Genomic DNA, 19729 nt, shown 5'->3' with positions numbered 1-19729 from the left:
CGCGGTTCTGGCCGCCGAGCTTCTCCAGCACCTTCGACACGTGCGCCTTGACCGTGGGCACCGACAGGTAGAGCTCGCGCGAGATCTCGGCGTTCGAGAGCCCACGCCCGACGGCGACGGCCACCTCGCGCTCGCGCCCGGTCAGCACGGCCAGGCGGTCCAGGGCGGCCGCGCGCCGGTCCTCACCGGCGGCGGGGTCGGGGTCGGCCGCGACGCGCGCCATGAGCGCAGCCGCGACGCTCGGGGACAGGATCGGCTCGCCGGCGGCGACGAGCCGGACCGCCTCGACGAGCCGGCGCGGCTCGGTGTCCTTGAGCAGGAACCCGCTCGCGCCCGCCCGCAGCGCCTGCACGACCATGTCGTCGGCGTCGAACGTCGTCAGCACGATGACCCGCGGTGGCGCGCTCGTGGCCGCGCCCGCGGTACCGGCTCCGAGGAGCCGCCGGGTCGTCTCGAGCCCGTCGCGGCGCGGCATCCGGATGTCCATGAGGACGACGTCGGGCCGGTGCTCGCGCACCACGGCCTCACCGTCGACGCCGTCGCCGGCCTCGGCCACGACCTCGACGTCCGGGGCGCCGCCGAGGATCATCCGCAGCCCGGCCCGCACGAGCGCGTCGTCGTCGACGATGACGACGCGCGTCCTCGTGCCCGTGTCCTCGACCCCCGTCACGACGCCCACGGTAGCCGGGCGGTGACGACGAAGTCGCCCCGACGGTCCGGGCCGTAGGTCAGCTCGCCGCCGGACAGCACCGCGCGCTCGGTGAGCCCGAGCAGTCCCAGCCCGCTGCCGGCGACCCCCGCCATCCCAGCCGTCCCCGCCACCGACCGGTCGCCGGGGGCCGGGATCCCGGCCGGGGTCCGGACGGTGACGTCGACCTGGCCCGCCCCGGCGCCGGCCCGCGCCACCGCGAGCGTCACCGTGGCGCGCCGGCCGGGGGCGTGCTTGCGGGCGTTCGTCAGGCACTCCTGGACGATCCGGTAGGCGTTGCGCGACACCCGGTCCGGCACGGCCGCCGCCTCGCCGGACTGCTCGAGGACGACGTCGGTCCCGGCGGCGCGCGCCTCCGTGACGAGCTCCTCCACGTCGTGGAGCGTCGGCTGCGGGCGTTCGGGCACCGACGCGTCGGAGGTGTCGGTGGCGTCGGACGCGTCGGAAGCGTCGGACGTCGTCGGCAGCGGCACGTCGCGCAGCACGCCGAGGACGTCACGCAGCTCGGACAGCGCCTGGTTGGCGCTCGACCGGATGACCTCCGCGGTGGCGGCGACCTCCTCGCGGTCGAGGTCGTCGCGGTAGGCGAGGGCCCCGGAGTGCATGGCCACCAACGAGATCCGGTGGGCGAGCACGTCGTGCATCTCGCGGGCGATCCGGGCGCGCTCGGCGACGCGAGCCTGCGCGACGCGCATGGCCTGCTCGCGCTCGGCGGTGAGGGCGCGCTCGTGGAGCGAGGCGACGAAGGCGCGACGCTCGCCGATGGCCCAGCCGCTGGCGACGCTGGCGGCCAGGATCAGCACCGAGATGACGATGCCCGACACGCTGATGGTCGAGTCCTCGGTGGGGTAGAGCAGCGCGTTGACGAAACCGGCTGCGAGGAACGGCACGGCCACGGCCGCGATCTCGCGCCAGCGTCGACGCGTCGACAGCGACACGAGCGCGAGGATGCTCGGGCCGACGGCGGCCATGGAGACCGCCGAGGCCAGGGCGGTGACCCACGCGACGGTCCGCGGGTACCGGCGCCGCCAGAGCAGCAGCACGGCACAGGCGAGCCCGACGGCGGCGTCGACGAGCAGCCAGCTCTTGCCGAGGGTCGGGTCGACGCCGCGGTGGTCGAGCTGCGCCTGGACCGAGCCCCAGAGCGCCGCGCCGAAGAGGACGGCCACGGAGATCCGCCACACCTCGCCCCACACGTGGCCGCGTCGGGTGCGGGCGATCCGGGGCAGTGGCACCGGCCCAGCGTAGGCAGCGGCCCGCGATGTCCGCATCCGTCCGGAGTAGGGGTGGGGAGAGGGCACCCCGAGGCGCGACCCTGACTCGGGTCAGGGTCGACTACGACTCAGGTAGGGGTCGGAATCAGGCTCATGACCGATGTGCGCGCCCCCGCACGCACGTCAGGGTGGAGCCCATGATCACAGTCGAGCGACTCACCAAGCGGTACGGCCCGTTCACGGCCGTCGACGACATCTCGTTCGAGGTGAAGCCCGGTCTCGTCACCGGCTTCCTCGGACCGAACGGTGCCGGCAAGACGACGGCGATGCGCGTCATGTCCGGCCTCACCCCGGCCACCTCCGGCCGTGCCACGGTGCTCGGCAAGCCGTACGGCGCGCTGCCGAACCCGGGCCGCCACGTCGGCCTGCTCCTCGACGCGTCGGCCCAGCACGCAGGCCGCACCGGTCGCGAGGTGCTGACGCTCGGGGCCATCCTCATGGGCATCGGCCGCGGCCGCGTCGACGAGATGATCGACCTCGTCGGCCTCACCGAGAAGGAGGCCAACCGACGCGTGCGCAACTACTCGCTCGGCATGCGCCAGCGCCTCGGCATCGCCCACGCCCTCCTCGGCGACCCCGAGGTGCTCATCCTCGACGAGCCGGCCAACGGCCTCGACCCGGCCGGCATCCGCTGGATGCGCGACCTGCTGCGCGGCTACGCCAACGAGGGCGGCACGGTGCTGCTGTCCTCGCACCTGCTCAACGAGATCGAGCGCGTCGCCGACGAGATCGTCGTCATCGGCCACGGCAAGATCGTGGCGCACGGCACCAAGGACGACCTCCTCGCCGGCGCCGGCACCTACGCCCGCTCGACCGACGACGACGCCCTGCTCGCGGCGCTCGCCGCCGAGTCGGTCGTCGCGCACCACACCCCGACCGGTGGCCTGCAGGTGGAGGCGGAGCCGCTCGCGGTCGGTCGCGTCGCCGCCGCCCACCAGATCGTCCTGACCGAGCTGCGCGGTGGCGACAGCCGGGGTCTCGAGGAGATGTTCCTCGACCTCACGGCCGACGCCGCCCGAGAGGAGGTGGCGGCATGACCACCACGACCACCACGACGAACACGCCTGCGGCACAGGCGTCCCCGAAGCACGCCGAGTCGGCGCTGCCGACGAGGGCGAAGGTGCCGGCCCGGATCGGCGGCGAGCGGCCCACGACCGGCGTGCCGTTCACGCGCCTCGTCCACGTCGAGCTGCGCAAGATGCTCGACACGCGGGCCGGTCGCTGGCTGCTCATCGGCATCGGCGCGATCATCGCCGTCGCCCTGACGATCATGTTCTTCAACGAGGGCGGCCAGCACGCCTTCGGCGAGTACCTCCAGGCCACGACGATGCCGATGGCGCTCATCCTGCCCGTCGTCGGCATCCTCGCCGTGACGTCGGAGTGGAGCCAGCGCACCGGCCTCGTCACCTTCGGCCTCGAGCCGCGGCGCATCCGCGTCGCCTGGGCCAAGCTCGTCAGCGCCCTGCTCGTCGGCGTGGCCGCGTTCGCCCTGGCGCTCGTGCTCGCCGCGATCGCGCACCAGGCCGCCATCACCTTCCGCGGCATCGACGCCGACTGGTCGATCGGCGGGCTCGTCCTGCTCGGTGCGGCGGGCTACGTGCTCCTCGGCGTGGCGCAGGGTGTCGGCTTCGGCATGCTCTTCAAGAACACGCCGGCCGCGATCGTCGTCTTCTTCGTCCTGCCGACCGCGTGGTCGATCCTCGGCTCGATGGTCTCGTGGCTGCGGTCCGCCTCGGAGTGGCTCGACATGAACCAGACGATGCAGCCCCTCTTCGAGGGCTCCCTCACCGGCTCCCAGTGGGCCCACCTCGGCGCGTCGGTCGCCCTCTGGGTCGTCGCACCGCTCGCGGTCGGCATCTGGCGCCTGACCCGCTCCGAGGTCAAGTAACCCGGCTCCCGGGACCACCGACCGCCGAGTGCCCACCTCCCGACGGGGGAGAGGTGGGCACTCGGCGTGTCCGGCTCGCCGCGTCGTCAGTGGGCGGCGTGCGTCGCGTCCTCGACGACCGGGTCCTGCACCGGCTTCGCGTCGTCGGCGTCGCCGCCGGGGTTCGGGGCGCCGAGTCCGGCCCGGACCAGCTCCTCGATCTGCTGGCCCGTCTCGGCGTCGACGTTCTTCCAGTACTCGAAGGCGCGCTCGAGCACCGGGGACTTCACGCCCCCGAGCAGGTGCCCGGCGACGGTCTCGGTGAACGCCTCGCGCTGCGCGTCGTCCCACACCTCGCGCACGAGCCGGCCGGCCTGGCCGAAGTCGTCGTCGTCCTCCCGAAGCGTGTAGGCCTGGCGCACCATGGCGCCGTCGTTCTCCCAGCCCTCCTCGACCTCGCCGACGTGGTCGGCGTACCCGCGTCCCTCGCTGTTCGGGGCGTAGACCGGGGCGTCGCCGCGGTGGGCGTAGGCCATCGGGCCGTCCTGCGTGTACGTGTTGAGGTCGTCGAGGCGCGGGCGGTTGACCGGCAGCTGGAGGTAGTTCGGCCCGATGCGGTAGCGGTGGGTGTCGCTGTAGGCGAAGGCCCGCCCGAGCAGCATCTTGTCGGGCGAGAACCCGATGCCGGGCACGAGCGCCGACGGCTCGAACGCCGCCTGCTCGATCTGGGCGAAGAAGTTGTCGGGGTTGCGGTCCAGCGTCATGGTGCCGACGTCGATGAGCGGGTAGTCCTCGTGCGGCCACACCTTCGTCAGGTCGAAGGGGTTGAGGTGGTAGGTCTTCGCGTCCTCGTACGGCATGATCTGCACGCGCAGCCGCCAGCTCGGATGGTCGCCGCGCTCGATGGCGTCGTGGAGGTCGCGGCGGTGGAAGTCGGCGTCCTGCCCGGCGATCTTCTCGGCCTCGGCGCCGGTCAGGCCCTCGACGCCCTGGTCGCTGTGGAAGTGGTACTTGACCCAGAACCTCTCGCCCGACGCGTTGACCCACATGTACGTGTGCGAGCCGTAGCCGTTCATGTGCCGGAGCGTCTTCGGGATGCCGCGGTCGCCCATGAGGTAGGTGACCTGGTGGGCCGACTCGGGGTTGAGCGACCAGAAGTCCCACTGCATGTGGTTGTCGCGCAGGCCCGACCCGCCCCGGCGCTTCTGGCTGCGGATGAAGTGCGGGAACTTCATCGTGTCGCGGACGAAGAACACCGGGGTGTTGTTGCCGACGAGGTCGTAGTTGCCCTCGGTCGTGTAGAACTTCAGCGCGAAGCCGCGGGGGTCGCGCCACGTGTCCGGGCTGCCCTGCTCGCCGGCGACGGTGGAGAACCGGGCCAGCATCTCGGTGCGCACGCCGGGCTGGAAGAGCGCCGCCTTGGTGTAGCGCGACACGTCCTCGGTCGTCTCGAAGACGCCGAACGCGCCCGAGCCCTTGGCGTGCACGTTGCGCTCCGGGATGCGCTCGCGGTTGAAGTGCGCCATCTGGTTGAGGAAATGGGTGTCGTGCAGCAGGATCGGCCCGTCCGGGCCGACGGTGAGCGAGTTGCGGTCGCTCGGCGCCGGCGCGCCGTTGTCGGCGTGCGAGCCGAGGCGGGCCTCCTCGCTCGGGGCCGGCTCGACCGAGGGCCGTCCGTTGTGGGTGTCCGTCATGTCCGCTCCTTCGATCGGGTCGTGCTCGGTCAGGGGGCGGGTGGTCTCCCCGACCTTCGCGACGTACCCGATCCGCGGCGACTGCGCCGGTCCTCCGGCCGTCGATCTGCGGGGAACCCTTTGGCGGGCCGACCGTCACCGCGCCAGGGCGGGGTGTCCTACAGTCGACGCGTGGGCCGGGTGGTGGTCAGCCGGTGGCGTCCCGTCGTGGGCGCCGTCCTCGGCGCGTTCCTCACCGCCTCCGTCGCCGGCTGCACGAGCGCGGACCCGGGGCTCCGGGCGTCGACGCGTCCGGCGTCTGGCGCCGTCGTCGCGCCCGGGGTGACCTTCACGCCGGTCGACCCCGGCCCCGCGCCGACGATCACGGTGCCGCCGCGTCGGGCCGGCGAGGTGGCCCGGGTCGTCGTGACGCGCAACGGCCCCGGCAAGGCGTTCCGCAACGTGCCGGGGCAGGCCGCCGCGGCCGGGCGGACCTACACGGTCGAGGTCGCCTGTGCCGCAGGCCGTCCCGCTGCTGACACGGCCGACACGGCCGGCACCACCTACGCCATCTACGACGCGGCACCGGGCACGTGGGGCCACGGCGAGCCGCTCTACTCGCGGCCGTTCGCGTGCGACGGCACGGTGCAGCGCACCGTCGACCTCGGGCTGCCGGCCGGCCCGGTGCAGATCGACGTGCGCGGGCTGCCCGCCGACGCCGTCGCCGCCTACGCCGTGATCCGCCCCGAGTGACGGCGCGGGGGCGACGCCGTGAACTGGGTCGAGCGCGTCCCGCCGGCGCCGTTAGGCTGGCCCGCGTGATCGACATCAAGCTCGTGCGCGACGAACCCGACCGGGTCCGCGCCTCGCAACAGGCCCGTGGAGAGGACCCGGGGATCGTGGACGCGATCCTCGCTGCCGACGAGCGCCGTCGATCGTCCCTCACCGACTTCGAGCGCCTCCGCGCCGAGCAGAAGACCGTCAGCAAGTCGGTCGGCGCGGCCATGGGCGCGTTCCAGAAGGCGAAGAAGGCCGGCGACGCCGACGCCGAGCACCTCGAGAAGAAGGCCCACGAGGCGCGTTCGCACGCCGCGACGCTGAGCGACCGCGTCAAGGGCCTCGAGGAGGAGGCCGGCGAGGCCGCCGCCGAGCTCGACCGCCTGCTCCGACGCGTCGGCAACGTCATCATCGACGGCGTGCCCACCGGCGGCGAGGACGACTACGTCGTGCTCGAGACCGTCGGCACCCCGCGCGACTTCGCGGCCGAGGGCTTCGAGCCGCTCGACCACCTCGCGCTCGGCGAGAGGCTCGGCGCCATCGACATGGAGCGCGGCGCGAAGGTCGGCGGTGCGCGCTTCTACTACCTCACCGGCGTCGGGGCGCAGCTCGAGCTCGCGCTGCTCAACATGGCGATCGCCCAGGCCACCGCCACCGGGTTCACGCCGATGATCACCCCGACGCTCGCGCGCACCGAGATCATGGCCGGCGCCGGCTTCATCGACGCGCACGACGAGGAGGTCTACAAGCTCAAGGACGACGAGCTGTACCTCACCGGCACCTCCGAGGTGGCCCTCGCCGGCTACCACGCCGACGAGATCATCGACCTCAGCAAGGGCCCGAAGCGCTACGCCGGCTGGTCGGCCTGCTACCGGCGCGAGGCCGGCTCGCACGGCAAGGACACCCGCGGCATCATCCGCGTGCACCAGTTCCACAAGGTCGAGATGTTCAGCTACTGCCGGCCGGAGGACGCCGAGGCCGAGCACCAGCGCCTCCTCGCCTGGGAGCGCGAGATGCTCGCCAAGATCGAGGTGCCCTACCGCGTCATCGACACGGCCGCCGGCGACCTCGGCGGACCGGCCGCGCGCAAGTTCGACTGCGAGGCCTGGGTGCCGACGCAGGGCAAGTACCGCGAGCTGTCCTCGACGTCGAACTGCACGACGTACCAGGCGCGCCGGCTGAACACGCGCGAGCGCGACCCGAACGGTTCTGGCACCCGCGCCGTGGCGACACTCAACGGCACGCTCGGCACGACCCGCTGGCTCGTCGCGATCCTCGAGAACCACCAGCAGCCCGACGGCTCGGTCGTCGTCCCCGAGGCCCTACGCCCCTTCCTCGGCCTCGACGTCCTCACGCCCCTCGCCTGACGCCGGGACCCCGCTGGTTCGAGGTAATCAGCAGCGGTAGGCCGCCGCCGATCACCTCGACCGCGCTGCGACGCCGCTGGTTCGAGGTATTCCGCGACCGTATGGAGTCGCGGATTACCTCGAATCAGGGAGTGCGGGCGGACTGCTGTCTCGATGGGGTGGGGTCAGCGCTCGTCGAGCATGACCTCGATGCTGTAGTCCTCGGCGTGGTAGCAGTGGTCGCCGTACTCGACGGGGTCACCGACCGCGTCGAAGGCGGTGCGCGACATGGTCAGCACCGGCTGCGACGGTCGTAGCCCGAGGTGCCGCCGCTCCGACGCCGTCGGGGTGCGGGCGCCGATGCGCTGGTGGGCGACGACCGGCTTGCCGCCGCGGGCCCGGAGCAGCGCGTAGAGGCCGTCGCGCTGCAGCTCCTCCCGGGAGATGTCGGAGTAGCGCGGCGGCAGCCAGTTCTGCAGGATCGCGAGCGGCCGGTCGCCGTTGCTGCGCAGACGCACGACGTGCAGCAGCGGTGTGTCCACCGGCAGCCCGAGGGACGATGCGGCGACGGCGTCCTCGACGACCTCGTGCTTGAGCACCTCGGTGCGCGGGTCGGCGCCGCCCTCGCTCCGCAGGTCGTCGTAGAGGCTCGTCAGCTCGGCGCGCCGGTGGATCTGGCGGCCGGCCACGGTGGTGCCGAGGCCGCGCCGGCGCAGCACCAGACCCTGGGCGACGAGCTCCTGGATGGCACGGCGGACCGTCGGGCGCGAGAGCCCGAGCCGGTCCGCCATCGCCACCTCGTTCTCGAACGGGTCGCCGGGCTGGAGGTCGCCGCGCGAGATGGCCCCGCTCAGCTGCTGGGCCAGCTGGTGGTAGAGCGGAACCGGCGTCTCGCGGTCGATGCGGACGTCAACGGTCTTGGCCATGGCCGCAGACTAGCCACTGCGCCCCTGCATGTTCGCAGGTGCTCACAACCTGACACCTCGGCGTGTCGCGACGCGGCCGCGTCGTCATCGCGGTGCCTTGACGACCAGGACCGGCACCTCCGCGTCGAGGATGACGTTCTGCGCGACGCTGCCGAGGAACGCCTTGCCCATGGGGGAGCGGCGTCGCGCGCCGATGACGAGCAGGTCCGGCTTGAGCTCTCGCGTCGCGCCGAGGATGGCCTCGGACACGTCGCCGATGTCGTGGCCGCCGGCGACGAGGTGGACGCGGACGTCCACCGCGCCCAACCCCGCCGAGGCGAGCGCGTCGTCGACGGCGTCGGAGATGCCGGCCCGCGTCGCCTCGGCGACGTCGTTGTCGAGGGCCTCGACGACGTGGACGACGACGAGTCCCGTGCCCCGGTAGCCCGCTTGGCGGGCCGCCTCCTGAAGCACGAGGTCGCTGGAGGACCGCACCTGGTGTGCCACTGCGACAGTCATGGTGCTCTCCTCCTCGCTCAGCGCTGCAGCTCGTGCGACAGCTCGGCGAGCTCGTCGCCCCCGGCCATCTGACGTGTCAGCTCATCGAGCGTCACCTCGGAGCGCTTCTTGTCGAGCACCGCCTGGCCGAGCTTGAGGATGACGAAGTGGTTGCCGACGAGGTGGGCGTGGTGCGGGTTGTGGGTGATGAACACGACCCCGAGGCCGGCGTCGCGTGCGGCCGCCGTGTACTTGAGCACGACGCCGGACTGCTTGACGCCGAGGGCCGCGGTCGGCTCGTCGAGGATGAGGACCCGCGCTCCGAAGTAGACGGCGCGCGCGATGGCGACGCACTGGCGCTGGCCACCGGAGAGGTTGCCGATGGGCTGGTTGATGTCCTTGACGACGATCCCCATCTTGCGCAGCTCCTGGTCGGCGATCTCCTTCATCTCGCTGATCTTCAGCGGGGCGAAGGGCACCCGACCCGAGACCATCTCGGAGCCGAGGAAGAAGTTGCGCCAGACCTCCATGAGGCCGACGACCGCGAGGTCCTGGTACACGGTCGCGATCCCGTGGGCGAGCGAGTCGCGCGGGCTGGTGAACTGGACCTCCTTGCCGTCGACCTTCATCGTTCCCTCGTTGTGCGGGTGCAGCCCCGAGATGATCTTGATGAGGGTGGACTTGCCGGCGCCGTTGTCGCCGAGGACGCAGGTGACCTCCCCGGCGTTGACGGTCAGGTTGATGCCCTTGAGGGCGCGGATCGCGCCGTAGGTCTTGCCGATGTCGATCATCTCGACGAGCGGCTCGCCCTTGTGCAGCTCCGGATCGGCGTGCTCGTGCAGGGTGTCGGTCATGTCAACCCACCTTTCGGGCGCTCGAGAGTCGTTTGACGTAGAGATTGACCATGACGGCGAGCAGGAGCATGACGCCGAGGAAGGCCTTGAACCAGTTCGGGTCCCAGCCGGCGTAGACGATGCAGAGGCTGGTCATGCCGAAGATGAAGGCGCCGATGGCCACGCCGATCGCGTTGCCGTAGCCGCCGGTCAGGAGGGTGCCGCCGACGACCGCGGCGATGATGTAGAGGAACTCGTTGCCCACGCCGTTGCCGGCCTGGAGGGTGTTGAAGTTGTAGAGGTAGTGCATGCCGGCGAACCAGGCGAGGAAGGACACGGTCATGAAGAGACCGACCTTGACCCGGGTTACCGGAACGCCCACGGCGCGGGCCGAGGCGGCGTTGCCGCCGACCGCGTAGATCCAGTTGCCGACCTTGGTGCGCTGCAGCACGTAGGCCGAGAGAGCGACGAAGAGGAACCACCAGACGACCGTGATGGAGAGGGTGATCGAGCCGATCTGCCACTCGTTGGCGAAGATCCAGTTCAGCGAGGAGTAGCCGGCCATCTGGTTGATGTTCGGGCTCGACACCGAGCCGGTGACGAGCTTGGTCACGCCGAGGTTGGCGCCCTGCAGCACGAAGAAGGTGCCCAGGGTGATGAGGAAGCTCGGGATCCCGGTTCTCATGACGAGGTAGCCGTTGAGGAACCCGATCGCCAGGCAGAGCACCAGCGACAGGATCGCGCCGACCCACAGGTTGATGCCGAGCTGGTAGCAGAACATCGCGTTGAACAGCCCGGCCGTGGTGACGGTGACCCCGGCGGAGAGATCGAACTCGCCGCCGATCATCAGCATCCCGACCCCGACCGCGACGATGCCGATCGTCGAGGACTGGTAGAGCACGGTGAAGAACGAGGCCGGGGTGCGGAAGGCGGGCGCGACGATGAGGAAGAAGATGAAGATGACGACCGCCGCGACCAGGGCGCCGATCTCGGGCCGGGCCAGCAGCCGGTTGGACCAGCCCAGGGTGACCCGGTTGGACGCCTCGGCCGGGGCCGACGGCGACGGGTCCGTCTTGACGGGACTACTACTCATGACAGCTCCAGTGCTGTTCGGCGGGGGCCGGGCTGCCTGGTCTGACTCGACGGCCCGGCCCCCTGGAGGCGGTTAGCGAGTGTTCGCCTTGATGAAGGGGAGGACCTGGGCGATGTTCGACTTGTCGACGAAGGAGGGGCCGGTCAGCACGGCCTGGCCGCCACCGAGGATGTTGCCGTTCTTCTTGTAGAGGTACAGCTGGGTGATCGCCATGTAGCCCTGCAGGTACGGCTGCTGGTCGATGAACCACTCGATCTTGCCGTCCTGGACCGCCTGGGCGGCGTCGGGGTTGGTGTCGAACGTCCCGATCTTCACGGTGGCCCCGGCGCCCTGGGCGGCCTTGATCGTGTCGAGGGCCTGCGGTGCGCCGAGGGTGATGACCCAGTTGATCGTCTTGTCCTCGGTCAGCTTGGCCTGAATGGCGGTGGTGACGGCGGCGTCGTCCGCGCCGTTGACCTGCAGGTTCTCGGTGTTCGGGAACGAGTCCTTGACGCCGGCGCAGCGGTCCTCGAGGGCCACCGACCCGGTCTGCTGGATGGTGCAGAGGATCTTCGTGGCGCCGGCGGCCGCGGCCTTCTTGCCGGCCTGCTGGCCGCCCAGCTTCTCGTTGGAGGCGAAGTGCGTCAGCGCGCCGGCCTGCTGGAAGTAGTCGATGCCCGAGTTGAAGGTGTCGACGGGGATGCCGGCCGCGACGGCCTTCTTGATCGTCGGGATGAGCGCGTCCGGCGTGACCAGGGTCGTGGCGATGCCGTCGACCTTGGAGTCGATGGCGTTCTGGATCAGGACCGCCTGCTTGGTGGCGTCCGGGTCCGAGGAGTACTTCAGGGTGGCCCCGGTGTCCTTGGCGGCCTGCTGCGCGCCGGCCTTGATGCGATCCCAGAAGGTGTCGCCGGGAGTCTCGTGGGTGATCATCGCGAACGTGTAGCCGCTGTTGCCGCCACCGCCGCCCCCACCCGTCGACGTGGTGCTGGGCGCGCCACCGCTGCTGCACGCGGCGAGGGCCAGGGACGCCGCCGCGGCGATGCCGACGGCGGTGGTCAAACTCTTGCGAGTCCGGGACGGGATCATCGTTGATTCCTTTCGTCGTGTCGCGGGTCTCCGGTCAGCCTGACTCGGCGCGACGTGAGGGTGACGGGTGCAGGCGGGGAGGGCCGGTCCCCTCGGTCCGGCCCGTGGTGCACGAGATCCCCTGACGGGCTCGTGCACCCTGGCTGCGTTCGTCGGGCGGGGGGCTGTGCCGCGCCCCGCCGGTGCCTATTCAGATCTGGCTGTGTGTGTGTCCGGGTCGGACGTGGAGGGCGGCGTGGTGTCGCCTCGACCGTTGCGGGCCACCGTGGTGACCCGCCGCTCTGCCGGTTCCGTCGTCGTTGTCGGGGTTGTCCGTCGACCCCGGCGTCGGTGCCGGCAATTGGGAGGATGCAACACCTCTGCAAAGCATGTCAAGCAATTGACCAAACATCAGAATGTTCTAACATTTGCTTGACAGGGCTCGACGCCGACGGGGACGATCGAACCCGAACGAGCGGTACCACCCAAGGGAGTGTGTTGTGCGAATCGGACTTGCCGGCGTCGGCCGGATCGGGGCCTTCCACGCGGAGACGCTGCGTGACCTGCGCGACGTCGACGAGGTCGTCGTCACCGACGCCCTGCCGGACGCGGCCCGCGCGGTCGCCGAGCGCCTCGGGGTCGGCTTCTCGCCCTCGCCCGAGCAGCTGCTCGCCGACGGCGTCGACGGCTTCGTCATCGCGACGGCGACGCCGGGGCACGCGCCCCTGCTGCGGCTCGGCCTCGAGTCCGGCGTGCCGACCTTCTGCGAGAAGCCGGTGGCCTCGACGCTCGCCGAGACGATGGAGCTGGCCAAGCTCGTGCGCGGCTCGGACGTGCCGGTCCACGTCGGCTTCCAGCGCCGGTTCGACTGCGGCTACCAGCGGGCGCAGGAGGCCGTCGCGGCGGGCGAGCTCGGCTTCCTCCACTCGGTGCGGGCGATGACCCACGACCAGGCCCCGCCGCACGCGGCCTACATCCCGACGAGCGGCGGACTGTTCCGCGACTGCTCGATCCACGACTTCGACATCATCCGGTTCGTCACCGGCCGCGAGGTCGCCTCGGTGTACGCGACGGGCGCGAACAAGGGCGCCGACTTCTTCAGCGAGGCCGGCGACGTCGACACCGCCGCCGCGATCCTCACCCTCGACGACGACACGCTGGTGTCGGTGACGGCCACCCGGTACAACGGCGGGGGTCACGATGTGCGCATGGAGGTTCTCGGCAGCGAGGGCACGATCGGCGTCGGGTACGACGACTCGCTCGCCGTCACGTCCGCCGAGCCCGGGGCCACCTACCCGAACGGGCCGCGGCACTGGTCGTTCATGGAGCGCTTCCTGCCGGCCTACCGCGCCGAGCTGACCGCGTTCGCCGCGGTCGCGCGGGGCGTGCGCCCGTCGCCGTGCACCATCGACGACGCCCTCGCCGCGTTCCGCGTCGCCGAGGCGTGCGAGCTCTCGCGCCACGAGGGACGCGTCGTGCGCCTCGAGGAGGTCGAGACGCTGTGAGCACGCCCTCCGCCACCCACGAGAGCGGCACCTCGAGCGCCGAGCCGTACGACGTCGTCGCCATCGGCCGCACCGGCGTCGACATCTACCCGCTGCAGCACGGCGTCGGCCTCGAGAAGGTCCGCACCTTCGAGAAGTTCCTCGGCGGCAGCGCGACGAACGTCTCCGTCGCCGCCGCGCGGCACGGTCGACGCGTCGCCCTGCTGACCCGTGTCGGGAAGGACGCGTTCGGCCGGTACGTCCACGAGGCCCTGCGTGGCTTCGGCGTCGACGACCGGTTCGTGACCGCCGTCGACGGCCCGCCGACGCCGGTGACCTTCTGCGAGGTCTTCCCGCCCGACGACTTCCCGCTCTACTTCTACCGCTACCCGATCGCGCCCGACCTGCTCATCGAGGTCGACGAGCTGCCGCTCGACGCGATCCGTTCGGCCCGCCTCTACTGGTCGACCGTCACGGGCCTGAGCCAGGAGCCGAGCCGCTCGGCGCACTTCGCCGCCTGGGCCGCACGCGGTCGCGCTCGGCACACCGTCCTCGACCTCGACTACCGGCCGATGTTCTGGGCCAGCGCCGCCGAGGCGAGCGCCCAGGTCGGCGCCGCGCTCGAGCACGTCACCGTCGCCGTCGGCAACCGCGAGGAGTGCGAGGTGGCGGTCGGCGAGACCGAGCCGCAGCGCGCCGCCGACGCACTGCTCGAGCGCGGCGTCGAGCTGGCGGTCGTCAAGCAGGGACCCAAGGGCGTCCTCGCGGCGACGCGTGACGAGCGCGTCGAGGTGCCGCCGTTCCCGGTCGACGTCGTCAACGGCCTCGGCGCCGGCGACGCGTTCGGCGGGGCCCTGTGCCACGGGCTGCTGTCGGGGTGGGACCTTCGCCGCGTCCTCGAGTTCGCGAACGTCGCCGGCGCCATCGTCGCCAGCAAGCTCGAGTGCTCCACCGCCATGCCCACGACCGCAGAGGTCGACGAACGGCTCGCCCCGTCCCTCTCGTCCACCCCCGTCGCCGGACCCGTTGCCGAGGAGGCACGATGACCACCACGACCGGCCCCACCAGCCCCGCCGGTTCCACGACGCACCAGCCCGCCGGTCGGGTGTCGGTCGCCGACCTCACCGAGGTCCGCGTCCGCGAGCCGTACCGCATCGCCGACGCGTGGGCCCTGCGCCGACGCCGCCCGCTCGTCGGTGACGACGGTCGCCTCCTCGTCGTGGCCGCCGACCACCCGGCCCGCGGCGCCCTCGGCGTCCGCGGTGCCGGTGCGGCGATGGCGAGCCGCAGCGACCTGCTCGAGCGCCTCGCCACCGCGCTCTCGCGGCCCGGCGTCGACGGCGTCCTCGGCACGCCCGACGTGCTCGACGACCTCCTGCTGCTCGGTGCACTCGACGACAAGCTCGCCATCGGGTCGATGAACCGCGGCGGCCTGCAGGGCTCGAGCTTCGAGCTCGACGACCGGTTCACCGCCTACTCGGCGGCCGAGATCGAGGACCGCGGGCTCGACGGCGGCAAGATGCTGACGCGCATCTGCCTCGAGGACCCCGGCACGGTGGCGACCCTCGAGGCCAGCGCCGACGCCGTCACCGCGCTCGCGCAGCGCCGCCTCATGGCCATGGTCGAACCCTTCCTGTCCACCCGCGAGGGCGGCCGCGTCGTCAACCAGCTCGACCCCGACTCGACGATCAAGTCGATCCACATCGCCCAGGGCCTCGGCGCCTCGAGCGCCTACACGTGGCTCAAGCTGCCCGTCGTCGACGAGCTCGACCGCGTCATGGACGCCACGACCCTGCCGACACTGCTCCTCGGCGGCGACCCGCAGGGCGACCCGCACGACACCTACGCGTCGTGGGGCCGGGCGCTCGACCTGCCCGCCGTGCGCGGGCTCGTCGTCGGGCGTGCGCTGCTCTACCCGCCGGACGGCGACGTCGCGGCGGCCGTCGACATCGCGGCCGAGCTGGTCCACGGGGCCGGTCTCGACACCGAGGGGGGCCGGGCGTGAGCGACACCGCGCGCTGGACGCGTCCGCTCGGGTCGGCGTCGGCCGACGGGTGGGACGTCGTCATCGACGACGGCCTCGACGGCTGGGCGCACACGAGCCTGCGCGTCGTCGCCCTCGAGGCGGGGGAGTCGCGCACCGTGCACGCGGAGGAGTGGGAGCACGTCGTCGTGCCGCTGTCCGGTTCGGTCGGGGTCGTCGCGGTCGCCGCGGACGCGTCCGACGGCGTCGTCGGCGACGTCGTGCTCGCCGGACGCGCGTCGGTCTTCTCGGGTGCGACCGACGTCGCGTACGCGGCACGCGACACCGCGCTGACGGTGACGGCGCACGAGGGCCCTGCCCGGGTGGCGGTCTGCGGCGCCCGCGCGGCGGTTCGGCACACGCCGCCGTTCCGCCACGTGGCCGCCGCAGACGTGCCGGTCGAGCTGCGCGGCGCGGGGGTCGCGAGCCGCGAGGTGCGCAACTTCGCCACCCCCGGTGTCCTCGACGCCGACTCGATCATCGCCTGCGAGGTGGTGACGCCCGCCGGCAACTGGAGCTCCTACCCGCCGCACAAGCACGACGAGGAGCGCCCCGGCGTCGAGACGCAGCTCGAGGAGATCTACTACTTCGAGGTGCAGCACGAGGGTGGAGCCGCTGCCGCGAACGGCGCGGATCCCGTTGGCTACCAACGGGTCTACGGCACGGACGAGCGACCCATCGACGTCCTGGCCGAGGTGCGCAGCGGCGACGTCGTGCTCGTGCCGCACGGCTGGCACGGGCCGGCGATGGCCCCGCCCGGCTACGACCTCTACTACCTCAACGTCATGGCCGGCCCCGGACAGGACCGGGCCTGGCTCATCTGCGACGACCCGGCACACGGCTGGGTCCGTGACACGTGGTCGACCCAGCAGGTCGACCCCCGACTCCCGCTTGGAGGCACCCGATGACGCGTGACGCCCAGCCCGACGCCGGCTCGACCGTGCGCCTCACGGTGGCGCAGGCCCTCGTGCGGTTCCTCGCGAACCAGTGGAGCGAGCGCGACGGCGAACGGCAGAAGCTCTTCGCCGGCTGCTTCGGCATCTTCGGCCACGGCAACGTCGCCGGGCTCGGCCAGGCGCTGCTGCAGAACGAGCTGGCCGACGGCGAGGAGCACCTCCCGTACGTCCTGGCGCGCAACGAGCAGGCGATGGTGCACACCTCGGTGGCATACGCCCGGCAGAAGGACCGCCTCCAGACGTGGGCGTGCACGGCGTCGGTCGGCCCCGGCTCGACGAACATGCTGACGGGCGCGGCGCTCGCCACGATCAACCGGATCCCCGTGCTGCTGCTGCCGTCCGGCACGTTCGCGACCCGGGTCAGCGCGCCAGTGCTCCAGGAGCTGGAGCTGCCGCACGCGGCCGACGTCACGGTCAACGACGCGTTCCGCCCGCTGTCGCGCTTCTTCGACCGGGTCAGCCGGCCGGAGCAGCTGCCGTCGGCACTCCTCGGGGCGATGCGGGTGCTCACCGACCCGGTCGACACCGGCGCGGTGACCATCGCGCTGCCGCAGGACGTGCAGGCCGAGGCCCACGACTGGCCGGTCGAGCTGTTCGCGCCGCGCGTGTGGCGCGTGGCCCGGCCGCTGCCGGAGGCCGTCGACGTCGCCGACGCCGCCGCGGTCATCCGCTCGGCGAAGCGCCCGCTGGTCGTGGCCGGCGGTGGCGTGCACTACTCGGGTGCCGAGGCCGCACTGCGGGCGTTCTGCGAGGCGACGGGCATCCCCGTCGGCGAGTCGCAGGCCGGCAAGGGCTCGCTGCCGCACGGCCACCCGCAGGAGATGGGCGCCGTCGGCTCGACCGGCACGACCGCCGCCAACGCGCTGGCCGCCGAGGCCGACGTCGTCATCGGCATCGGCACCCGGTGGAGCGACTTCACCACGGCATCGCGGACTGCGTTCCAGGACAGCGGGGTCCGCTTCGTCAACGTCAACGTCGCGAGGTTCGACGCCGGCAAGCACTCCGGGCTGTCGGTCGTGGCCGACGCCCGCGAGGCGCTGACCGCCCTGACGGCCGCCCTCGAGGGCTGGTCGGTCGACGACGCCTACCGCTCGCGGCAGGCCGACCTGTGGAGCGCGTGGGACGCGGCGGTCGAGGCGACCTTCAGCCCTCCCGCCGAGGTCACCGACCGCCTCGCCGCCGGCCTGCTGACGCAGGGCGAGGTGCTCGGCGCCGTCAACGAGCTGACCGACCCGCGCGACGTCGTGCTCTGCGCGGCCGGCTCGATGCCCGGCGACATCCACAAGCTGTGGCGGGTGCGCGACCGCAAGGCCTACCACGTCGAGTACGGCTACTCCTGCATGGGCTACGAGGTGCCGGCCTCGATCGGCATCCGCCTCGCCGACGAGTCGCGTGACGTGTTCGCCATGGTCGGTGACGGCGGGTACCTCATGATGCCGACCGAGCTCGTCACGGCGGTGCAGGAGCGGGTCAAGGTCGTCGTGGTCCTCGTGCAGAACCACGGGTTCCACTCGATCGGGTCGCTGTCGGAGTCGCTCGGCTCGCAGCGCTTCGGCACGAAGTACCGCTACCGCGGCGCGTCCTCGGGTCGCCTCGACGGGGACGTCCTGCCCGTCGACCTCGCCGCCAACGCGCGGTCGCTGGGTGCGCACGTCATCGAGGTGCACTCGCGCGACGAGCTGCACCAGGCGCTCAAGGAGGCCAAGGCGTGGCCGGCCGACGGTGGCCCCGTCGTCATCCACGTCGAGACCGACCCGACCGTCTACGCCCCCGACAGCGACTCCTGGTGGGACGTGCCGGTCTCGCAGGTCAGCGACCTCGCCAGCACGCAGCACGCCTTCCGCGAGTACGAGGAGCACAAGGCCTCCCAGCGTCCGCTCGTCACCCCCACGACCCCGGAGTCCGCGTCATGAAGCTCGCCCTCGACCCGTACATGTTCCGTGAGGCGCCGCTGCTCGAGCTGCCCTCTCTCGTGGCCGAACTCGGCTACGAGTGGATCGAGCTGTCGCCGCGCGACGACTTCATCCCGTTCTTCAACCACCCGCGCGTCGACGACGCCGGCGTCGCCGCCTTCCGTACCGCGCTGCGGTCCGCGGGGGTCGGGGTGTCGTCGGTGCTGCCGCTCTTCAGGTGGTCGGGTCCGGACGAGGAGGACCGGCAGGCTGCGGTGCGCTACTGGAAGCGCGCCATCCGGATCGCCTCGCTCCTCGGCGTCGACACCATGAACTCCGAGCTCAACGGCAACCCGCGCGAGGCGGCGACGTGCGAGCGGATGTTCTGGCGCTCGATGGAGGAGCTGCTGCCCGAGTTCGAGAAGGAGGGCATCCGCCTCGTCCTCGAGCCGCACCCGGACGACTGGGAGGAGGACGGCAAGCGCGCCGTCGACATCATCCGGGGGATCAACAGCCCCAACGTCTCCTTCCTCTACTGCGCGCCGCACACGTTCCACCAGGGCAACGACTGCGACGGCATCATGGACAAGGCCGGCGACCTGCTGACGATGGTCCACGTCGCCGACGCCTACGACCACACCGCGTCGTCCGGGCTGCGCTACATCGTCAACCCGCCCGGCTCGCAGGTCACCGTGCACCAGCACCTCGACATCGGCCAGGGCGAGGTCGACTTCGACGCGTTCTTCCGCGGCCTCGAGCGCATCGGCTTCGACGGCATCGTCACCTCCTGCGTCTTCGCCTGGGAGGACCGCGCCCGCGAGTCGAGCGAGTACATGCGCGACACGATCCGCTCCTACCTCGACAAGTGGTCCACCCCGCCCACCCTCGTCTCCCCGTACGGCCGCTGAGCCGAAACCCTCTTCCCCGAGTTCCGCTGCCGCGCAGCCCGTTCCACCGAAGGACAAGCACCATGAGCACCCCGACCCGCATCACCCACCTCATCGACGGCCGGCCGTGGGCCGGCACCGCCGAGCGCACGTCGCCGGTCTTCAACCCGGCCACCGGCGAGCAGACCGGCGTCCTCGACCTCGCGTCGGCGGCCCTCGTCGACGACGCCGTCAAGAGCGCCAAGGCCGCCTGGGAGGAGTGGGCCGACGCGTCGCTCGCCAAGCGCGCGCAGGTGCTCTTCGCCTTCCGCGAGCTGCTCAACTCCCGCAAGGACGAGATCGGGGCCCTCATCACCGCCGAGCACGGCAAGGTCCTGTCCGACGCCGTCGGCGAGGTGACGCGCGGCCTCGAGGTCGCCGAGTTCGCCTGCGGCATCCCGCACCTGCTCAAGGGCGGCTTCAGCG

The 19729-nt window shown here is 71.9% G+C and carries 19 protein-coding genes; 11 read left to right on the top strand and 8 right to left on the bottom strand.

All coding sequences use genetic code 11. From position 1 onward, the window contains the following. Both RY076_RS23495 and RY076_RS23490 read right to left on the bottom strand, forming a co-directional pair. Nucleotides 1–589, bottom strand: a 589-nt coding sequence (locus tag RY076_RS23495) for a response regulator transcription factor (RefSeq protein WP_323102437.1), incomplete at its 3' end; no start/stop codon positions are given. Between the two features lie 77 nt (nt 590–666). After that, nucleotides 667–1944: a sensor histidine kinase gene (locus tag RY076_RS23490; RefSeq protein ID WP_323102435.1), complete on the bottom strand. Its 1278-nt coding sequence runs from the start codon at nt 1942–1944 to the stop codon at nt 667–669. A 176-nt stretch (nt 1945–2120) separates the two neighbouring features. On the opposite strand from RY076_RS23490, the gene RY076_RS23485 reads away from it, so the two are divergent. Together RY076_RS23485 and RY076_RS23480 are read left to right on the top strand one after the other, a co-directional pair. Further along, the gene (locus RY076_RS23485; RefSeq protein ID WP_323102433.1) at nt 2121–3020 is read left to right on the top strand and encodes an ABC transporter ATP-binding protein; all 900 of its coding nucleotides are present in this window, start codon (nt 2121–2123) and stop codon (nt 3018–3020) included. Beyond that, nucleotides 3017–3871, top strand: coding sequence for an ABC transporter permease (locus tag RY076_RS23480; RefSeq protein WP_323102431.1), 855 nt, complete (start codon nt 3017–3019; stop codon nt 3869–3871). Before RY076_RS23485 ends, RY076_RS23480 begins: the two co-directional genes overlap by 4 nt. An 86-nt stretch (nt 3872–3957) precedes the next feature. On the opposite strand, the gene RY076_RS23475 is transcribed toward RY076_RS23480, so the two are convergent. Next, nucleotides 3958–5544 (bottom strand): catalase, encoded by a 1587-nt coding sequence (locus tag RY076_RS23475; RefSeq protein ID WP_323102428.1) that lies wholly within the window; start codon nt 5542–5544, stop codon nt 3958–3960. Nucleotides 5545–5715: 171 nt separating this feature from the next. Between RY076_RS23475 and RY076_RS23470 the strand changes: the two genes are divergently transcribed. Together RY076_RS23470 and serS are read left to right on the top strand one after the other, a co-directional pair. Beyond that, nucleotides 5716–6276 (top strand): hypothetical protein, encoded by a 561-nt coding sequence (locus tag RY076_RS23470; protein ID WP_323102427.1) that lies wholly within the window; start codon nt 5716–5718, stop codon nt 6274–6276. Nucleotides 6277–6341: 65 nt separating this feature from the next. Beyond that, nucleotides 6342–7667, top strand: coding sequence for a serine--tRNA ligase (gene serS / locus RY076_RS23465; RefSeq protein WP_323102426.1), 1326 nt, complete (start codon nt 6342–6344; stop codon nt 7665–7667). A gap of 164 nt (nt 7668–7831) precedes the next feature. Here the strand turns inward: serS and RY076_RS23460 are convergent, their stop codons facing one another. The 5 genes from RY076_RS23460 to RY076_RS23440 form a co-directional block, all read right to left on the bottom strand. Next, entirely contained in the window at nt 7832–8572 is a 741-nt protein-coding gene (locus tag RY076_RS23460) for a GntR family transcriptional regulator (RefSeq protein ID WP_323102425.1), read from the bottom strand. An 84-nt stretch (nt 8573–8656) separates the two neighbouring features. Beyond that, complete coding sequence (locus RY076_RS23455) at nt 8657–9070, bottom strand: universal stress protein (RefSeq protein WP_323102424.1); 414 nt, start codon at nt 9068–9070, stop codon at nt 8657–8659. A 17-nt stretch (nt 9071–9087) separates the two neighbouring features. Then, nucleotides 9088–9903, bottom strand: a complete 816-nt coding sequence (locus RY076_RS23450; RefSeq protein ID WP_323102422.1) for an ATP-binding cassette domain-containing protein — start codon at nt 9901–9903, stop codon at nt 9088–9090. Between the two features lies 1 nt (nt 9904). Further along, a complete protein-coding gene (locus RY076_RS23445; protein ID WP_323102419.1) occupies nt 9905–10975 on the bottom strand; it encodes an ABC transporter permease in 1071 nt (356 codons plus the stop codon). A gap of 72 nt (nt 10976–11047) precedes the next feature. Then, a complete protein-coding gene (locus RY076_RS23440; protein ID WP_323102417.1) occupies nt 11048–12043 on the bottom strand; it encodes a substrate-binding domain-containing protein in 996 nt (331 codons plus the stop codon). Between the two features lie 479 nt (nt 12044–12522). Between RY076_RS23440 and RY076_RS23435 the strand changes: the two genes are divergently transcribed. From RY076_RS23435 to RY076_RS23405, 7 genes are all read left to right on the top strand, one after another. Next, entirely contained in the window at nt 12523–13527 is a 1005-nt protein-coding gene (locus RY076_RS23435) for a Gfo/Idh/MocA family protein (protein ID WP_323102414.1), read from the top strand. Continuing rightward, nucleotides 13524–14552: a 5-dehydro-2-deoxygluconokinase gene (gene iolC, locus RY076_RS23430; RefSeq protein ID WP_323102412.1), complete on the top strand. Its 1029-nt coding sequence runs from the start codon at nt 13524–13526 to the stop codon at nt 14550–14552. Before RY076_RS23435 ends, iolC begins: the two co-directional genes overlap by 4 nt. Next, the gene (locus tag RY076_RS23425; protein ID WP_323102410.1) at nt 14549–15511 is read left to right on the top strand and encodes a Cgl0159 family (beta/alpha)8-fold protein; all 963 of its coding nucleotides are present in this window, start codon (nt 14549–14551) and stop codon (nt 15509–15511) included. The genes iolC and RY076_RS23425 overlap by 4 nt, the downstream gene beginning before the upstream one ends. After that, entirely contained in the window at nt 15508–16437 is a 930-nt protein-coding gene (iolB, locus tag RY076_RS23420; RefSeq protein ID WP_323102407.1) for a 5-deoxy-glucuronate isomerase, read from the top strand. The genes RY076_RS23425 and iolB overlap by 4 nt, the downstream gene beginning before the upstream one ends. Continuing rightward, nucleotides 16434–18398, top strand: coding sequence for a 3D-(3,5/4)-trihydroxycyclohexane-1,2-dione acylhydrolase (decyclizing) (iolD, locus tag RY076_RS23415; protein ID WP_323102406.1), 1965 nt, complete (start codon nt 16434–16436; stop codon nt 18396–18398). Before iolB ends, iolD begins: the two co-directional genes overlap by 4 nt. Beyond that, nucleotides 18395–19285: a sugar phosphate isomerase/epimerase family protein gene (locus RY076_RS23410; RefSeq protein WP_323102404.1), complete on the top strand. Its 891-nt coding sequence runs from the start codon at nt 18395–18397 to the stop codon at nt 19283–19285. Before iolD ends, RY076_RS23410 begins: the two co-directional genes overlap by 4 nt. 62 nt (nt 19286–19347) lie before the next feature. Then, the coding region (locus RY076_RS23405; protein WP_323102403.1) for an aldehyde dehydrogenase family protein at nt 19348–19729 on the top strand (382 nt) is incomplete at its 3' end.

The sequence above is a fragment of the Intrasporangium zincisolvens genome (assembly GCF_034724055.1).
GTDB lineage: Bacteria > Actinomycetota > Actinomycetes > Actinomycetales > Dermatophilaceae > Monashia > Monashia zincisolvens.
Note: the sequence above shows the minus strand (reverse complement) of the source record. Positions and strands in the feature narration are given on the sequence as shown.

Bases quoted from the DNA above. Each gene is read 5' to 3' on its own strand.
- RY076_RS23485 (WP_323102433.1), top strand. From the start codon at position 2,121: ATGATCACAGTCGAGCGACTCACCAAGCGGTACGGCCCGTTCACGGCC.
- RY076_RS23480 (WP_323102431.1), top strand. From the start codon at position 3,017: ATGACCACCACGACCACCACGACGAACACGCCTGCGGCACAGGCGTCC.
- RY076_RS23475 (WP_323102428.1), bottom strand. From the start codon at position 5,544: ATGACGGACACCCACAACGGACGGCCCTCGGTCGAGCCGGCCCCGAGC.
- RY076_RS23460 (WP_323102425.1), bottom strand. From the start codon at position 8,572: ATGGCCAAGACCGTTGACGTCCGCATCGACCGCGAGACGCCGGTTCCG.
- RY076_RS23455 (WP_323102424.1), bottom strand. From the start codon at position 9,070: ATGACTGTCGCAGTGGCACACCAGGTGCGGTCCTCCAGCGACCTCGTG.
- RY076_RS23450 (WP_323102422.1), bottom strand. From the start codon at position 9,903: ATGACCGACACCCTGCACGAGCACGCCGATCCGGAGCTGCACAAGGGC.
- RY076_RS23445 (WP_323102419.1), bottom strand. From the start codon at position 10,975: ATGAGTAGTAGTCCCGTCAAGACGGACCCGTCGCCGTCGGCCCCGGCC.
- RY076_RS23440 (WP_323102417.1), bottom strand. From the start codon at position 12,043: ATGATCCCGTCCCGGACTCGCAAGAGTTTGACCACCGCCGTCGGCATC.
- RY076_RS23425 (WP_323102410.1), top strand. From the start codon at position 14,549: ATGACCACCACGACCGGCCCCACCAGCCCCGCCGGTTCCACGACGCAC.
- iolD (WP_323102406.1), top strand. From the start codon at position 16,434: ATGACGCGTGACGCCCAGCCCGACGCCGGCTCGACCGTGCGCCTCACG.
- RY076_RS23410 (WP_323102404.1), top strand. From the start codon at position 18,395: ATGAAGCTCGCCCTCGACCCGTACATGTTCCGTGAGGCGCCGCTGCTC.